Annotated in this window: 17 protein-coding genes and 1 tRNA gene; 1 reads left to right on the plus strand and 17 read right to left on the minus strand. The window is 35.9% G+C overall.

Features of this window, described 5'->3' with window-relative positions:
- Window positions 1-53: 53 nt before the first annotated feature.
- The 8 genes from G504_RS0102615 to G504_RS0102650 form a co-directional block, all read right to left on the minus strand.
- On the minus strand, window positions 54-452 hold the full coding sequence (locus G504_RS0102615; RefSeq protein WP_026348349.1) for a c-type cytochrome: 399 nt from the start codon (window positions 450-452) through the stop codon (window positions 54-56).
- A 9-nt stretch (window positions 453-461) separates the two neighbouring features.
- On the minus strand, window positions 462-1,334 hold the full coding sequence (locus G504_RS0102620) for a hypothetical protein (RefSeq protein ID WP_019668580.1): 873 nt from the start codon (window positions 1,332-1,334) through the stop codon (window positions 462-464).
- Window positions 1,331-2,647: an NrfD/PsrC family molybdoenzyme membrane anchor subunit gene (gene nrfD, locus G504_RS0102625; protein ID WP_019668581.1), complete on the minus strand. Its 1,317-nt coding sequence runs from the start codon at window positions 2,645-2,647 to the stop codon at window positions 1,331-1,333. Before nrfD ends, G504_RS0102620 begins: the two co-directional genes overlap by 4 nt.
- A gap of 2 nt (window positions 2,648-2,649) precedes the next feature.
- Window positions 2,650-3,618, minus strand: a complete 969-nt coding sequence (locus G504_RS0102630) for a 4Fe-4S dicluster domain-containing protein (protein ID WP_019668582.1) — start codon at window positions 3,616-3,618, stop codon at window positions 2,650-2,652.
- A 22-nt stretch (window positions 3,619-3,640) separates the two neighbouring features.
- Window positions 3,641-3,907, minus strand: coding sequence for a hypothetical protein (locus tag G504_RS0102635; protein ID WP_019668583.1), 267 nt, complete (start codon window positions 3,905-3,907; stop codon window positions 3,641-3,643).
- A gap of 43 nt (window positions 3,908-3,950) precedes the next feature.
- Window positions 3,951-4,814 carry a DUF5777 family beta-barrel protein gene (locus tag G504_RS0102640; protein WP_083930688.1) on the minus strand — a complete coding sequence of 288 codons (864 nt, stop codon included), beginning with the start codon at window positions 4,812-4,814 and terminating at the stop codon, window positions 3,951-3,953.
- Between the two features lie 15 nt (window positions 4,815-4,829).
- Window positions 4,830-5,210: a hypothetical protein gene (locus G504_RS0102645; RefSeq protein WP_026348351.1), complete on the minus strand. Its 381-nt coding sequence runs from the start codon at window positions 5,208-5,210 to the stop codon at window positions 4,830-4,832.
- 132 nt (window positions 5,211-5,342) lie between these two features.
- Window positions 5,343-6,479, minus strand: coding sequence for a hypothetical protein (locus G504_RS0102650; RefSeq protein ID WP_019668586.1), 1,137 nt, complete (start codon window positions 6,477-6,479; stop codon window positions 5,343-5,345).
- 510 nt (window positions 6,480-6,989) lie between these two features.
- Here G504_RS0102650 and G504_RS0102655 point away from each other — a divergent pair.
- Window positions 6,990-7,066: transfer RNA gene (locus tag G504_RS0102655), tRNA-Pro, on the plus strand.
- Between the two features lie 571 nt (window positions 7,067-7,637).
- Here G504_RS0102655 and G504_RS0102665 read toward each other — a convergent pair.
- The 9 genes from G504_RS0102665 to G504_RS0102705 all read right to left on the minus strand — a co-directional run bounded on the left by G504_RS0102665 (window position 7,638) and on the right by G504_RS0102705 (window position 14,350).
- Window positions 7,638-9,275, minus strand: coding sequence for a M1 family metallopeptidase (locus tag G504_RS0102665; protein ID WP_019668588.1), 1,638 nt, complete (start codon window positions 9,273-9,275; stop codon window positions 7,638-7,640).
- Window positions 9,276-9,656: 381 nt separating this feature from the next.
- Window positions 9,657-10,109 carry a GNAT family N-acetyltransferase gene (locus G504_RS0102670; RefSeq protein ID WP_019668589.1) on the minus strand — a complete coding sequence of 151 codons (453 nt, stop codon included), beginning with the start codon at window positions 10,107-10,109 and terminating at the stop codon, window positions 9,657-9,659.
- A gap of 186 nt (window positions 10,110-10,295) precedes the next feature.
- Entirely contained in the window at window positions 10,296-10,871 is a 576-nt protein-coding gene (locus tag G504_RS0102675) for a hypothetical protein (protein ID WP_157473008.1), read from the minus strand.
- A gap of 169 nt (window positions 10,872-11,040) precedes the next feature.
- A complete protein-coding gene (locus tag G504_RS0102680; RefSeq protein WP_019668591.1) occupies window positions 11,041-11,700 on the minus strand; it encodes an SDR family NAD(P)-dependent oxidoreductase in 660 nt (219 codons plus the stop codon).
- A 16-nt stretch (window positions 11,701-11,716) separates the two neighbouring features.
- On the minus strand, window positions 11,717-12,139 hold the full coding sequence (locus G504_RS0102685; RefSeq protein ID WP_019668592.1) for a VOC family protein: 423 nt from the start codon (window positions 12,137-12,139) through the stop codon (window positions 11,717-11,719).
- 53 nt (window positions 12,140-12,192) lie between these two features.
- Window positions 12,193-12,969, minus strand: coding sequence for a DUF6090 family protein (locus G504_RS19050; protein WP_019668593.1), 777 nt, complete (start codon window positions 12,967-12,969; stop codon window positions 12,193-12,195).
- A 136-nt stretch (window positions 12,970-13,105) separates the two neighbouring features.
- Window positions 13,106-13,486, minus strand: coding sequence for a DUF2200 domain-containing protein (locus G504_RS0102695; protein ID WP_019668594.1), 381 nt, complete (start codon window positions 13,484-13,486; stop codon window positions 13,106-13,108).
- 100 nt (window positions 13,487-13,586) lie between these two features.
- Window positions 13,587-14,063, minus strand: coding sequence for a hypothetical protein (locus G504_RS0102700; RefSeq protein ID WP_157473010.1), 477 nt, complete (start codon window positions 14,061-14,063; stop codon window positions 13,587-13,589).
- 62 nt (window positions 14,064-14,125) lie between these two features.
- Window positions 14,126-14,350: a DUF6090 family protein gene (locus tag G504_RS0102705; RefSeq protein ID WP_157473012.1), complete on the minus strand. Its 225-nt coding sequence runs from the start codon at window positions 14,348-14,350 to the stop codon at window positions 14,126-14,128.
- Between the last annotated feature and the right edge of the window lie 61 nt (window positions 14,351-14,411).

Consider the following 14,411-nt stretch of genomic DNA (forward strand, 5'->3'; position numbering starts at 1 on the left):
ACCGGGCTTTAAGAGTTCAAATTATTTACTTCGGAATTGAAGTTATTCATGCGCTATTCCGCCAATGTTCTCATATAATTAACAATAAGCCATCTGTCTTCATCATCAGGCATTTTTTTGGTATATTCAGGCATATCTTCCCTTCCAAAACTGGTCTTATAAAACAATTCCCCATCGGTTTGTGCCTGGTATTCTTCAGAAGAAAAATCCCCTAAATCACCTTCTACATCTTTTGCTTTTGGCCCGTCTCCATATCCTTCTTTACCATGACAGGATTTGCAGTGCTGGCTGTACAAAGATTTTCCTATTGCTTTATCTACATCAGGATCTGTAGGATTTTTCATTGATACATATTCCGCAGGTACTACCCATTTTTCTTGTACCATTGTAGTGAAGGAGTAGCAAAGCATGCAAACGATTCCAATGGTTGCTACGATTTTAAATGTTTTCATAATTAGAATTTAGTTTTTAGAGATTTTAAACAAATTAGTAATTAAATATATAATAAAACCCCAGGTTCCAAAAATTAAGCCCCCTGTAAACAGGAGAATAAAAATTGGTGTCTTACCTCTGGGAGACCATAAGGTTCGCTGATCAAATGTTGATTCTTCTACTATGGGTTTTCCTATTGGAGCTTCAAGTATTGCCTTTACAGTTCCATAATCATCACTATCGGCTAAAACAACTTCAATATTTAAATTCCCATTGAGTCCTGGTATTCCTTCTTCAACAGGTACAAAAATGGTACCATTTTCGTCTGTGAAATTAAATTCCTCACCAATTTTTAAAGGGCTGAACAATCGTTGAACCTGTATTAATAGTATTTTTTCGACTAAGAGACTATCAGCATTTATATCCGAAAGGGTTGCCTTAATATAATTAATACTGTCTTTTCTTACCAACTCAGCTTTAATAGCAGCATTTTTGAAGCTAACACTTCTGGAGGCTCGTTTAAAATCATCATTGCCCGCAAAGGAAACACTTAGGTTGTAGGTGTATGAAGAGTCTGGTTTAAGAGTATTAAGATTGTTAATCTGGAACTTTGCCTGCCCCTTCAAATCTGTTTTTGTATTTCCCAGGAGAATTTCCTCGTCATCAACTTCATTATATATAGCCAGATCCAGGTTTGGAACATCAATATTTTGTTTGTCTATTCTGGAGGTCGCCTTTATGTTTAAATAAATTTCACCCTCCATTATTTTTATATAATCTGCTTTTAAGCGGACACTATTTTTTTTGGCATCCTGTGCATTTAGAATTTCAAAACTTCCCGATACCAAAAGTGTACTCAGGAATATTAGATATATAATAGGAAATACACCTCGACTTTTCATAGCGCAGTCTTGTTTTCAGTTTTGTTCAATTCTTGTTCATCCATAGTCCTCTGAATTGGAATTATTGGCAGGTATCGGACCAGCAGTGTTATAATTAATAAAGCCATGGCTAAAGTTGCACTTGTAATAACCCACTCATGCAGACTAGGAAAATAATTATGCCAGGATTCAGGAACACCCTGGATAGGTAAAAAAGGATGCATTAGGGTAGGCGTAACTATTATATAGCGCTTCCACCATGCACCGATAACAACTAAAATACTGACTATGAAGATCGGCAATGGTTTTCTTCCCTTTTTAAATAGCATTAGTATTGTAGGGAGCACCAATCCGCCTATTGTTACAATCCAAAAAGGAAAGGAATAAGCTCCTGTAAACAAGGTTTGCAGATGTTCAGAATCGGCTTTTTTAGAGTTAAAGAGAGGCATCGCGTATTCATTTATATTAAAATAAATGTATATCAGGCAGGCCAGGACCAACAATTTTCCCAGCTTGTCAAAGTGGAAATCAGTAATGTAATGTTCAAGTTTTTTTGCCCGCCGTACCACATAAATTACGGCAATTAAAGATCCAATACCGGAGACAAATGCACCGGAAATAAAATAAGGTGCAAAATTTGTACTATCCCAACCCACTCTGTAAGTAGTGGAGAATAACCAGGCATCAACTGTCTGTAGCAATATACCCACAGGGATTATCATTATACAGATAATAGCAATGGATTTCGCATGGACTTCCTTTTGAATTTTACTCCCCGTCCATTTTAAGGACAATTTACCATACCATTTGCTCCATTTAGGTTTTGTTTTCTCAAAATGTTTCTTAAGCAATGCAAAATCGGGGATTAAAGGAAAATACAAAAGCAACAAACTGATTGCCATATAGGTAGGTATGATAATTACATCCCAGGTAATAGGAGATTGTAATCTGGCATGTACAAACAGATTTAGGAGACGGTCTGGCCTGGCCATATCTATTATAATAGTTATACCAGCCATTACAATTGAAGCCACAGTTATGATTTCTGCAATTCTTACAAATGGTGTTCGCCATGGATTCTTGGTTAGCCTCAAAATAGCAACTGCTACAGATCCTACAAAACTTGTGGCGACAAAAAAAACAAAATTTGAAATATAGATTCCCCAAAGGACATAATCCCGCATATTGGTTACTACTTGTCCTTGTATAAGCTGGTCTATATAGGCAATGATTCCGGCAACAATAATAATAGCCAGGAAAAAAACCCAGGTTTTACCTCGTATGCTAAATTTTCTTGGTGCTATATCTTTGATAAAAACATCGTAGTTTACCATACTTATTCGGATTTATCTACAGATTTAAATTCGGTGAATTCTTCCAGACCATCTTCAAAATCCACCAACCTGTCAACCGGTGGCAGATAGTATACACTGGGTTCCGTACCTAAACCCTCCATAAGTCTATAACCTGACTTTTCTTCTAAAAGCTTACTTAATCGTACAGTTTCCTCTCCATTATTTACGGTATCCTCATATTTATCACCAAAGTAGATGACACCATTTGGACATGCTGTAACACAGTGTGGCAACTCATTGTTCTTAACCTGATGCGGACAAAAATCACATTTGTCTACAGTTCCTTTAACACTAGGCATACCACCGTGCTCAGGGGAATACTGGTGGTTAATCATATCCATGTCTAAAGTAAACTCCTGATCGGGCTCACTCCAATTAAAAACACGCGTGGAATAAGGACATGCAGCCATGCAAAAACGACAGCCTATGCATCGTTCATTATCTATTAGTACCAGGCCGTCTTGTCTTTTAAAGGTAGCATCAACAGGGCAAACCGTTACACAGGCAGGCTTATCACAATGCATGCAGGTAGTAGGCATCCAGTACGGTGCCGTATCTTTTGATTCCTGCATTTTATAAACTTTTAACCAGGCATTATCTCCGGTAATATAATGGTGTTTATTGCAGGATTGCTGGCATTTTAAAGCATTTTTACACTTTGCAAGGTCAATGACCATAACAAACTTACGATGTGGCATGCCTTCCCGCACATTGTATTTTTTGTCGTGGTCTTCAGCATGCTGTACTTCCATGACTTCTGAAGCATCTATTTCAATCAATGTGCCATCTGTGGTCATTAATTCCATTTTCTCACCAGAGAGGGAATTGCTTTTCGCATTTATTTTCGAAGTGATTTTAGAGATTGCCAAACCACCAAGAGCCGCCGCAATGCCAACTTTTAACCCCTTGTCAAGAAACTTCCTTCGTTCTTTTTTATTAGTATCGCCCATTATCAGAATAGCTTAATTAACCTTAGATTTTTTTGCCCAACCAGTTAAGGAATGAGGTATTGGAAATATTTTTCTTTAAAATCTTTGAATTCTTCAGTGCTTTTACTTTAACCTTTACAGTGGTACCATCGGGTTTTAAAAGAGTTTCATACTCTTCTTCTTCAGGAAGATCTGCGACGGCTGGATGTTCCTGATTAAATCCAAAAAACGGCAATAAGAAAGTACCTCCCAATATGGGCAGGATTCGTCTTCTTGATATTTTATGCCGGTTTTTGGATTTATCTTTCATGCTTTTCTGTTTCAGGAAGTTCTGTTTTAATGATTCATTCAGATTAAAAATTATATAGCCTTGTAATGTTAAACCCTATTAAGATATCTCCATCAAAAAAGTCATTTTCATTGAACATATAATTTTTTTGTGGCACAATACCATGATAGTTACCAATTATTAGTTGGAAAACGTGACTTGAAGTTCTAAACTCCGCACCTATACCTATGCCTGGTTTGGGGTAAAAACGTTCTGGTTCTGCATCTGGATATAAATGATGTGTAAATGGTTGACTATAGTCAACTAGTATAGCTGTTTGGGGACTTACCTTTAAGCGCCCGCTAAGGGCAATGGCAAACTTATCATTCCTTACTTTAGCAGGTACAGCATTATAATGCGAGAGGCTTGGTGCAATCTGTAAGGAAAATCCAGGGGTAATCCTCTTGGCTATTATTACCTGATGGAAAAAGGAATAGCGATCCTGGTCATTGACAAAATTTTCTTTTGACCTGGCGTCGATAGTGAAATTACCATAGTAAGAAACACTTACGGGCATTTCATTACCACGGGTTTGCCTTAGGAGTGCAACTTTCCAGTTAAAATCCTGCAACCGGTCAAATTTGGTAGTTCCAAATCCAAGCGTTACTCTGTCATGAACGGCATAGGAAACGCCTATTCGGATATTGGATGGCGCCCATATCCCAACCAAATCATTTGTCCCACCATTGATTGTTCCAAATCTGTGCGCCATTTGTATCTCCATAGTATTTTTACCGTAGAGCACATTTGTTGGGTTATCAATGATCCATGCGCCTTCAAATGCAGCTCTTTCCAGTTTAACAGGAACGGTATCTTGGACTTTTTCCTGAGCGAAGATCAAGAAGGGGCTAAATAAAAATACACAAAGGATTTTTTTAAAGTTTTTCATTTTTTATGTTTTTATTTAGTTATTCTTGGCCCCCTGGTCTATCCAGCCTTTTATTAAGGCTATTTCATCTACATCTAAAGGCGAACCAGTATCTATGGGATGATTATTACCCGGCAGTTTTTGATATAATTCAGAATTCTCAGCATCTTCGGCAATAACATATTCCGGAACAATTGCGTTATAGGAATTACCTTCCCGCAGATCGGGATTTGCTATAGTGGTGTTATGGCAGCCAATACAGTTTTCGGTAAATATGGGTTGTATGTCATCCTGAAATGAAACTATCTGATCATCCGGTATTTCTGGAATCTCTTCTACATATAGTTCATCATAATAACATGAAAAACACATTAAACTTAGACTGCTAACCAGAGCTAATCGAAATAGTTTTTTCATTTTGTTTTTATTATATGATCATTAGTGTCAATAAATTTCTTGAGGAGGTTTAATATCCATCGCTACTTCAATAAATCAGGCATATCTGCACCGCCGTATTATTAAATTCCTCATAAAATCTCCAAAAAACTATTATTGCATTGCTGCTAAGGAGTTTGCGATTATTGCTTTGGCATAGTCAGGGTTGTGAACACCATCACTTTTATCTTCATAAAAATACAGGAAGTTCCATGCCGCCTCAGCATCTTTTAAATCAAAAAGGCCTACCTGCGGATGCCATTCTCCGTCTTCGAAATGAACAATTCCTACTACAGGAACAGGTGTAACCCCATCATCTTCAAAAACTGGTATATACCCACCAACGGCTGTGGAATCTTCGATAATAGCCTGTCCGACAACAGTTTCCAGAATAGCTCCTAAAGCTTCCCAATCGGCTATTAAATCAGGCATTACTTTTAATTCTTCGAATGGAACGCCGGGATGGCATGTTGCACAATTTGTTCCGGCAGGTGTCCAGGTATGACCGTCAGAACCATCTGTAGTGCCGCCCATATGGCATTCTATACAAGATGCTCCTTGTCTGTGAGCTGCGTCCTGTACCGGAGGTATGGCTTCTACCAAAGTAAATGTAGAATATGCCCCCAACAGGCCTTCCAATAATGCGGTTTGTGGTCCATGGTGTGGTCCCCAATGCGAACTTGTTTGCAGGAACTTACCATCCATATTGGCGGTAGGCGCATCTGTTCTGGGCTGGTGGCAGTTTGCACAGGTATTACTGGCATTTCCGTAGTCTATGGTGTAGTCTATGTTTTCCAAATTTCTCAATGGAACTGCGTCAAGAGTTCTGACAGCGTAATCGTTCCCATCGGTTTCAAAATCGAATGATCTATGGCTGCCATGACAACCATTACAGTTTAGGGGATTGGAAGCCCCATAGCCGTCCGGGTTAACAGAGCCGGTTTCGATAAAATCTATAAAGCCTTCGTTGTTGTGGCATTCTGCACATCTTGCGGACTTACCTCTTGCCCATGAACCTCCAATAGCGTGTTTGGCACCTGACCAGGCCAGGATAATAGGATCTCTTTTTTCATTGGAGTGACAAGCAATACAGGAAGCTGCGGAACCATCAACCCCGTCAACCCCGTCAATTCCATTAATACCATCTTTTCCATCTGCCCCTGGAGGGCCTATAGCGTCACTGGTACATTGAACACACAGAAAAGCTGATGCAAAAACCATCAGATAACCTAATAATTTTAAATTTTTCATAAGACTGTCTATTTAACCGGTTTATTAATCTTCTGTTAAAAGTAGGACAGCAAATACTGATTTTTTATGACATATATCATATTTTTTAAAAGTTAAAATACAGAAAATCAATGTATTATAAATATTGATCAATTTTTACTATTATTTTGAACGTAACAAGGGTTACAAACTCATATTTAATTAGACAAAAAATAATGATTAGAAAGCAGAGGGCATTTAAAATAATCTTTGCTATTTTTGCGGTCTTTATTTCAGGTTGTGGTTTATTCCCTTCTGAGTTGGGGCAGTTTGGCAGCATATCCCGCCGTTGGCGGAATGGTCGCAGGCCCTGAAGAATATAGGATTTGTATTAGAAAGTAATAGTTAGAAGATAAATAGAATCGGGATGTGGCTTGTTCCCGCCGTTTGCGGGACAGGCTGGTAGCGTATTCCGCCGTTGGCGGAATGGCCGCAGAATTTAAAGGAGATAGGATATAAATTAGAAGGGAAGAGTTAGTATATAATTAGAATCGGGATGTGGCGCAGTCTGGTAGCGTACACGGCTGGGGGCCGTGTGGTCGCAGGTTCAAATCCTGTCATCCCGACCAAGCAGAAAAGTGATTTGCAATTGCAAATCACTTTTTTTATTCCCCAAAGCGATTCAAACCCAGTTCGAAAAAGTGCTGGGGAATAAAAATATAATGGCGCAAGCCATTACTTTTCTATTTTCAGTGAGGGTTCATTAGGATTATCCAAATCCTGATTTAATACTTGCTATTAAGTCACCAAAAAGAATAATACAAATGGCGCAAGCCATTACTTTTCTATTTTCAGTGAGGGTTTATCAGGATTATCCAAATCCCGATTTAATACTTGCTATTAAGTCACCAAAAAGAATAATGCAAATGGCGCAAGCCATTACTTTTCTATTTTCAGTGAGGGTTCATGATGATTATCCAAATCCTGTCATCCAGACAAAGTTCGCTGATTATCCGTGGGTATTACTTTTTACGGACATATTACGGACAAATTCGTTCTTTTTCTAATTCTCTCAGAATGTCAGGATAACACAAGAAAAGCGTAAGCGGTTTTAAACATTTTTTATTGATTGCGCTTTATTCTAATACTTAAAATCCAAAGAACAACAATTATTTATATCCCGTTCTGTAGTGTCGTTTATCATTTGTTCGGATTACTGTAAAAAGATGGAACGTAGAAATTGCGATCCACTTTTAACGTAACATCTTCTGCATCTAAACCTTTTACCTGCCATTCGGTTGTAGGATAAATCCACTCTTCCATTCCATTTAATTTTACCTTCAATGGCATGTCAAATTCCTTTATAGAATTTGTCCACCGGTATGAGAGGCTGTTATTGGCAAAATAATATTCCAGGACAGGAATTTGTGTTGTTCTTAGATATTGATTCCAGAAACTACTTAAATCAAGTTTTGTTTCCTTTGCGATAAAATTTTCAATTTGTTTTGTAGTAACTGTCTGATGATAGAATTCACTGCCAAGCCCTCTCAGAACTTCTCGCCATTTTACATCATCATTCACTATCTGGCGTAACATGTGGAGAATAACGGCCCCCTTTTGATAATTATCTCCCGAATAGTTTTTATCATTGACACCGTAGCTGCCTATCATTGGGCGATCGTTTGAAATAGCCTTTCTTATTCCTATCTGATAGTCATTTCCTGCTTCTTTTCCGTAATGGTATTCAATAAAAAGGCCTTCAGAATACGTAGTAAAAGATTCATGAATCCATATATCTGCAATGTCTTTGAAAGTGATGTTGTTTGCAAACCATTCATGCCCGGACTCATGGATGATTAAATAATCAAACTTCTCACCCCAGCCCGAATTAGAAAGATCACGCCCCAAATAACCATTTTGATATCGGTTTCCGTAAGTGATTGCGCTTTGGTGTTCCATTCCCAAATAAGGAGCCTCTATTAGCTTAAAGTCATCTTCATAAAACGGGTATGGTCCAAACCAATGCTCAAATGCTTCCAGCATTAAAGGGACTTGCTTGAACTGTATTTTTGCTTTATCAAGATTTTGCTTCAATACATAATAATTACATTTTAAAGGTCCTTTTTCACCCGTATATATTTCTGAAAAATTTACGTAATTTCCAAGATTGAAGGTTATACTATAACTATTTATCGGGTTAGATACAACCCAATGATAGGTCCTGGAATTATTTTCATGATCTTCTATACCACTAAGTTTTCCATTGGCTACAGCTACTAAATCGTTTCGGACATTGATACTGAATTTGACGCTATCCACTTCATCGTACATATGATCTTTGCAGGGCCACCATTGACTTGACCCGGCTCCCCAGCTTATGCTTGAAGCAAAAGGTTTACCAAGGTTATCTTTTTCCCAAACCATTCCTGAGTCCCAGGGCGGACGTGGTGCTATTCTGGGTTTCCCGCTATATTCGATAATGATTTCATTATGGGTTTCAGCTAGTTGTTCTTTTTTTAATTCAATAAAATAAGCGTTTCCGTCTCTTATATATTTTAATTCTTTTCCATCTTCAAAAACTTTGGAGATGTTCATTGGTGGCTGAAGATCAATCTGAATAATTTGGTTTGGCGTCAATACTTTATATCTAATAGTATTTGAACCCTGAATGGTTTGTTTTTCAATATCAACTGCTATATCCAGATGATAATAGGATAAATCCCACCATTCTCTTTCAGGCGTAATGTTTCCTCTTAACGAGTCTTGTTTAGTATATTCTTGTCCCTGGCAAACTATTCCAGCTAAAAAGAATAATATTGATCCTAAAAAAACTCTCATATTTTTTATTTTAATGGGTTGTTACGTATTTGCACTACAGTGGTCTCGGCTATGATTTTGTCCCGACTCCTCAGGATGAAACTGTCCGTCTTTGGAGAATTATAGCCATCCTAAGTTTGTTTTTCATTAACGTTAATAATTTCATTTGAAGGCTTGTTTTAACATCCAGGTAGTAATGTTAAGCAGGCAATAACATAGATTAAGTTTTTCATATTTCGGTTTACTCTGGGGATTTATTTTGCGCAAGGTGTTTGTGTATGGTTAGCTGTGTTTGCACAAACTAAATTAGCAAAAGAAAACGAAGCTGAGGAAATTCCGTAGGAATTTCCAGGTAGGCCAGAGGTGAGCAATTATTTATAGCCGTGGTTGTGTGGCCTTTTATTATTTTATTTCTAGTTCATAAATTCTGGATTCCTCGCCCCAAGGGTGATAGCCCTGTCCAATATATTTGAATCCATACTTTTCATAATATCCAATATGTTCGGTACATAGATATAAATATTCAAAACCTGCTTCTTTGGCATCTGTCCTTGCATATTCTAATAGCAATGAACCATACGCATTTCCTCTATGCTTTTCATCTATAAACAGTGCATTAATCCACGGATATAAATCTCCGCGACTAATAAAATCATTTGTAATAAGTCCGGCACAACCGATTATTTCGTTGTCTTTATCCAGTAAATACCATTGCGGTAAAGAATTCCTTGCGTTTATACTATGAGTAATGCAATCCTCATATATTATTGGCAAGACACTTTTCCAACTTTGTTGAAAATATTTTATGGCTATATCTTTGTAGTCTGGATTTTCTCTTATTGATATTATTTTCATGTTCTTTTTAAAGAAGTAAGATTTAATACAAAAGAATATAATGCTTCAAATGACGCACAACGGCCTCTTGTATGGCATGTGCCGATATTTATGTGGCCAGATTACACGAAAATTATTTTAAATGAAAGGTAATTAATTTTTGGGTAAGAAGGGAGACGTCGGCTATACGCGTTGTTGTGTGCTGTGTTAAATTTCAACTATTTGAAAATCATCAATCCAAAAGGTACCGGGCTCCAAAATATTTAGTTCCATTCTCAAATGCCAATCTTTTGGTACACTAATTTCATAATCTTGATACCTCCAATCTTCTATTTGTTGATCACTTTCAATTAATATTTTCAAATTCCCTTCCATAGGAGCAACACCTCCTGCTTTGATGCGATATTTTGATCCGTCATTTTTAATCCAAAAACTCAATTTATAGCGAGCATGCCCATTGTACTTACCAACTTCAAAGAATTCATTTGTAAAACCTGGAGAATGCCAACCACCAATATCTTCGCATTCATTGACATCAAATCTTAACGACTGCTTACCTTCTTTGAAATTTTCTTTGTCAAGACTTATTTCAAAATCAGCTTTTGGGACAGTATTAGAAGTGTACAATAACCAGTTTACAGGTAATCCATTTTTTGATGTTTCAAAACCTCCGTTTAAGCCAGCATTGTTATCTATTATTTGTTCACTCATCTGATTGCAAGCTGTCAGTAATATTGTTAATCCAATAATACAGTTTAGTTGAATTTTAGACTTTGTCTTCATATCTGCATTTTTTGATTTCTAATTATTGCATGCAATGTCCGCGTGTTTAAGTAGTAGCGGATTTCTATTCACGAATCTTTCGGTTTAGCACTGACTTTAGTTTTATATTTATACTTTGGTTTTATCACTTAAAGCACTATTAATTTTACACAATGTTGTGCAGCGTATTTTACCATTCTCTTATTTTTCCTTGATGCCAGAAATTTCCACTTTCAGGAACTCTGTTCAGGAAATTTTTAATATCATTAGCAACTTCTGTTGGTTTTCTTGTAGCATCATTTCCTCCCATATCAGTTTGAGTCCATCCCGGGTCAAAAGACGAGACAATTATATTTTGATTTTCAAGTCTTTTTGCCAGTAGTTTTGTATACATATTTAAGGCAGATTTTGACATTTTGTAATGTGGTTGAAATTCATCAAAATTCTTTTCGCTGAACGAACCCCAATCAGAAGTAACATTCACTATTTGTCCATTTTTATTAAAATTAGGAATCAGCTTTTCAGTTAACTCAATTGTCCCGAATAAATTCACATTAAACGTCTGTCTCAAATGTTCGAGGTTTATTACAGATTCATCCGAGTTTTCTAATAAAACACCGGCATTATTAAGAAGGAAATCAATCTTTGTGTTTCCAATGACATTAACAAATTCATTTATAGAATTACTTTCGGAAAGATTTAATTGAAAACAATCAAAATTTGATTTTACTATTGAACAATTTCCAGAAGTAGAAGTTCCAATAACTTTTATGTTATCATTATCTGTTAGCAGATCAACTGTTGCAAATCCAATTCCTCTGCTACATCCCGTTATTATCCCTTTTTTCATTTTCAGTTAGTTTGGGTTAAATTTCAGAATCATAACAAACAAATTCAACAATATTTGATTCAGGGTCTTTGATAAAGATTGACTTCCATTTAATCCACTCAAAAATTTCCGTTACATATTCGATATTATTCTTTTTAAAGAAATTTAATATGTTCTCATAGTCTTTTTTATCAATTTCAAGGGCAAAATGATGTAAAGTACTACTAGTTGTTTTAATATCTTTAAACTTTTCATTAAAGGCATTTAGGTTTGTTTTAGCGAATAATGCAAGAGTCTGATTATGTCCTCCATAACCAACTGCGATTTTGAAAAAAGTATAATTTTCAGATTCATTTATTAATTCAAGTCCAATAGTTTGATTGTAGAATTTTTTCATCAATTCCATATCGTTAACTCGTAGTATTATTTCTCCTAATCCTTTTACTTTATTGTTTATCATTTTGGTTTCTTATAAAGATTAAAAAGTACCATTCTTGTTGCAGTTTCGTTATTTTAGGGTTTTAATTCTGATTCTACAACATTTAGTATCTTATTTACAAAAACAAGCATTTTCTCTTGTCTTTCTAACCTATTCTTTTCCATCATAAGCCGAGAGCTTAATAAACCAAAAAATCTTTTATTATTTTTTAATGCATTTATTGAGTAATTAATTTTTCTCTCTTTTTCTACTGAATCGTTGATAACAGGTAATTCTAAATCACTACGGGTTGGATCATATAAGAAACTAAAGGTATATTCACTTTGTTCTGCGGTTAGCTCATATAATAAGTCCATACTATATTCATGGTCTTCAAATCCACTTTTCAGTTCGGCATCAAATTCGGCTAAATAGCGTCTTAATTCCTTATTTCTAATTAGTCCGATATTTCCAGTACTAACCATGGCATCATAAGTTCCGGTAACTGGTTCTGCTCGCCACCAGGACAAAGCTCCATATCCTACAAAACCAGCAATTGAATCTTTCTTCTCAAGTAATCTATTAGTCTCATACAGGAGTAATAATCGTTTACCGTAAGAAAAAGCTGTATTTTGAAGATTAATAGTTTCTTTTAATCTGGATTTGGTCTCTGTAAAGTCAATTACTAACCCTTTTAACAATTCTTTTTCTATTAAATTATCTTTGCGCTGCTCATTCCAATTGTTAATCTGAAGGGCAATTAAAATTCCAATAACAACAAGAACAATTTCGCCAAAGGCGTAAAGGATGTATTTACTGAATTTGTTTTCAGTAAGTAATCTTTGTCTAATTTTTCTAAAGACTTTTATCATTGGTTATTGGTTAGTCATAGTTTCTATTCCCGGAGCTTCAGCGCAGGATTAATGAAGCACAACGTTCCGGCTATGAAGCGTAGGAACGGTTTGGTGGGTTAGGTCTATGCTTTATGGCCATTGTTAGCAACAGTTTCTAATTTTTTTCTGCACGCAAAATTTTCTCCAGTTTGCGACCTTTGGCCAATTCATCAATCAGCTTTTCCATTCGTCTGCAATCGCGATACAAAGCAAACTCTTCAGATATTTCTTCAATTCGATAACCACATACCACGCCTTTAATCATGTGCGCATTTTGATGGATTTTGGCTCCCGCAAAAAATTCACCAAAAGTTCCATTACCGGCAATAAAGGATTCTAATTTATTCTGATCATAACCTGTTAACCACAGAATGACCTGATCGAGTTCTTCTTTGGTTCTACCATGTTTTTCTATTCTATTTAGGTAATGCGGATAGATAGATCCGAAATTCATTTTCGCGATTTGCTCATTTTTTTCTGCTGTTACTTCTGGCATGACTTGAATTTTATAGTTGTTAACGATCTTGTATATAAACCATCACTCCGAGGCGTGATGGTTTATATTCATTGTTAGCCTTACGTTATTTTTGTACATTTCAAATACCATTTATCTCGTTTTGAATTTCAAGTTTTAATCTTGCAGCATATTCTTTAGAATCATCCATTGATATTATAGTTTCTTGCTTTTGTTGAAATACTTGAGGTAATAATGAATGAAATTCTTTTTTGTACAAAAATCGTTGAGATATATCCTCCAATTGTTTTTTTGAGATGTTTAATGTCACAGATTCGGAAGTCACCTTGTTTAGCTGATCTTGATTTAAAACACCTCTTGAATACTCATAATATTTCAGTTGTATATCCTCAGCGAGAAAATTCCACTGACTTTGACTGTGTACAAAATCGTAATATTTCGCTATTGAAACCCTCAACTCTTCATTTTGGATTAATGCAAGTCTGCCACTTGATTTTAATTCGTCAAAACTATGATTTGAAATAGAAGGTCTATATGTGTAGCCTGCTATAACAATAGAGGTGACAAAATAATCAGATGATTTCTGGACTAAATCCATGTCTTCTATAGTATGTTGTAGAAATATCACCCGATCATTTCTTTGTTGGCAATTTCTTTGGTTTACTCAAATTCTAATAAATCATTCTCTAAATCCTTAGAAATTCTTATTAGATAATTATTTTCAATACGCATATTTTTAACCTTTTCATTCCAATTGTTAATAGATAATGCAATCAGAATTCCAATGACGACAAGTAAGATTTCTCCAATGGCATATTTAAAATACTTTCCAGTTTTGTTTTTTTCCATAAGGTCGTATCGTATTCTTCTAAAGAACTTAATCATGCTATTTTATTTTAATTCCCTTGCCTCAGCTGGCTCCTCACTATCAAAGGCCTGCCAGACC

This window comes from Eudoraea adriatica DSM 19308 (assembly GCF_000382125.1).
In the GTDB taxonomy this organism is placed as follows: domain Bacteria; phylum Bacteroidota; class Bacteroidia; order Flavobacteriales; family Flavobacteriaceae; genus Eudoraea; species Eudoraea adriatica.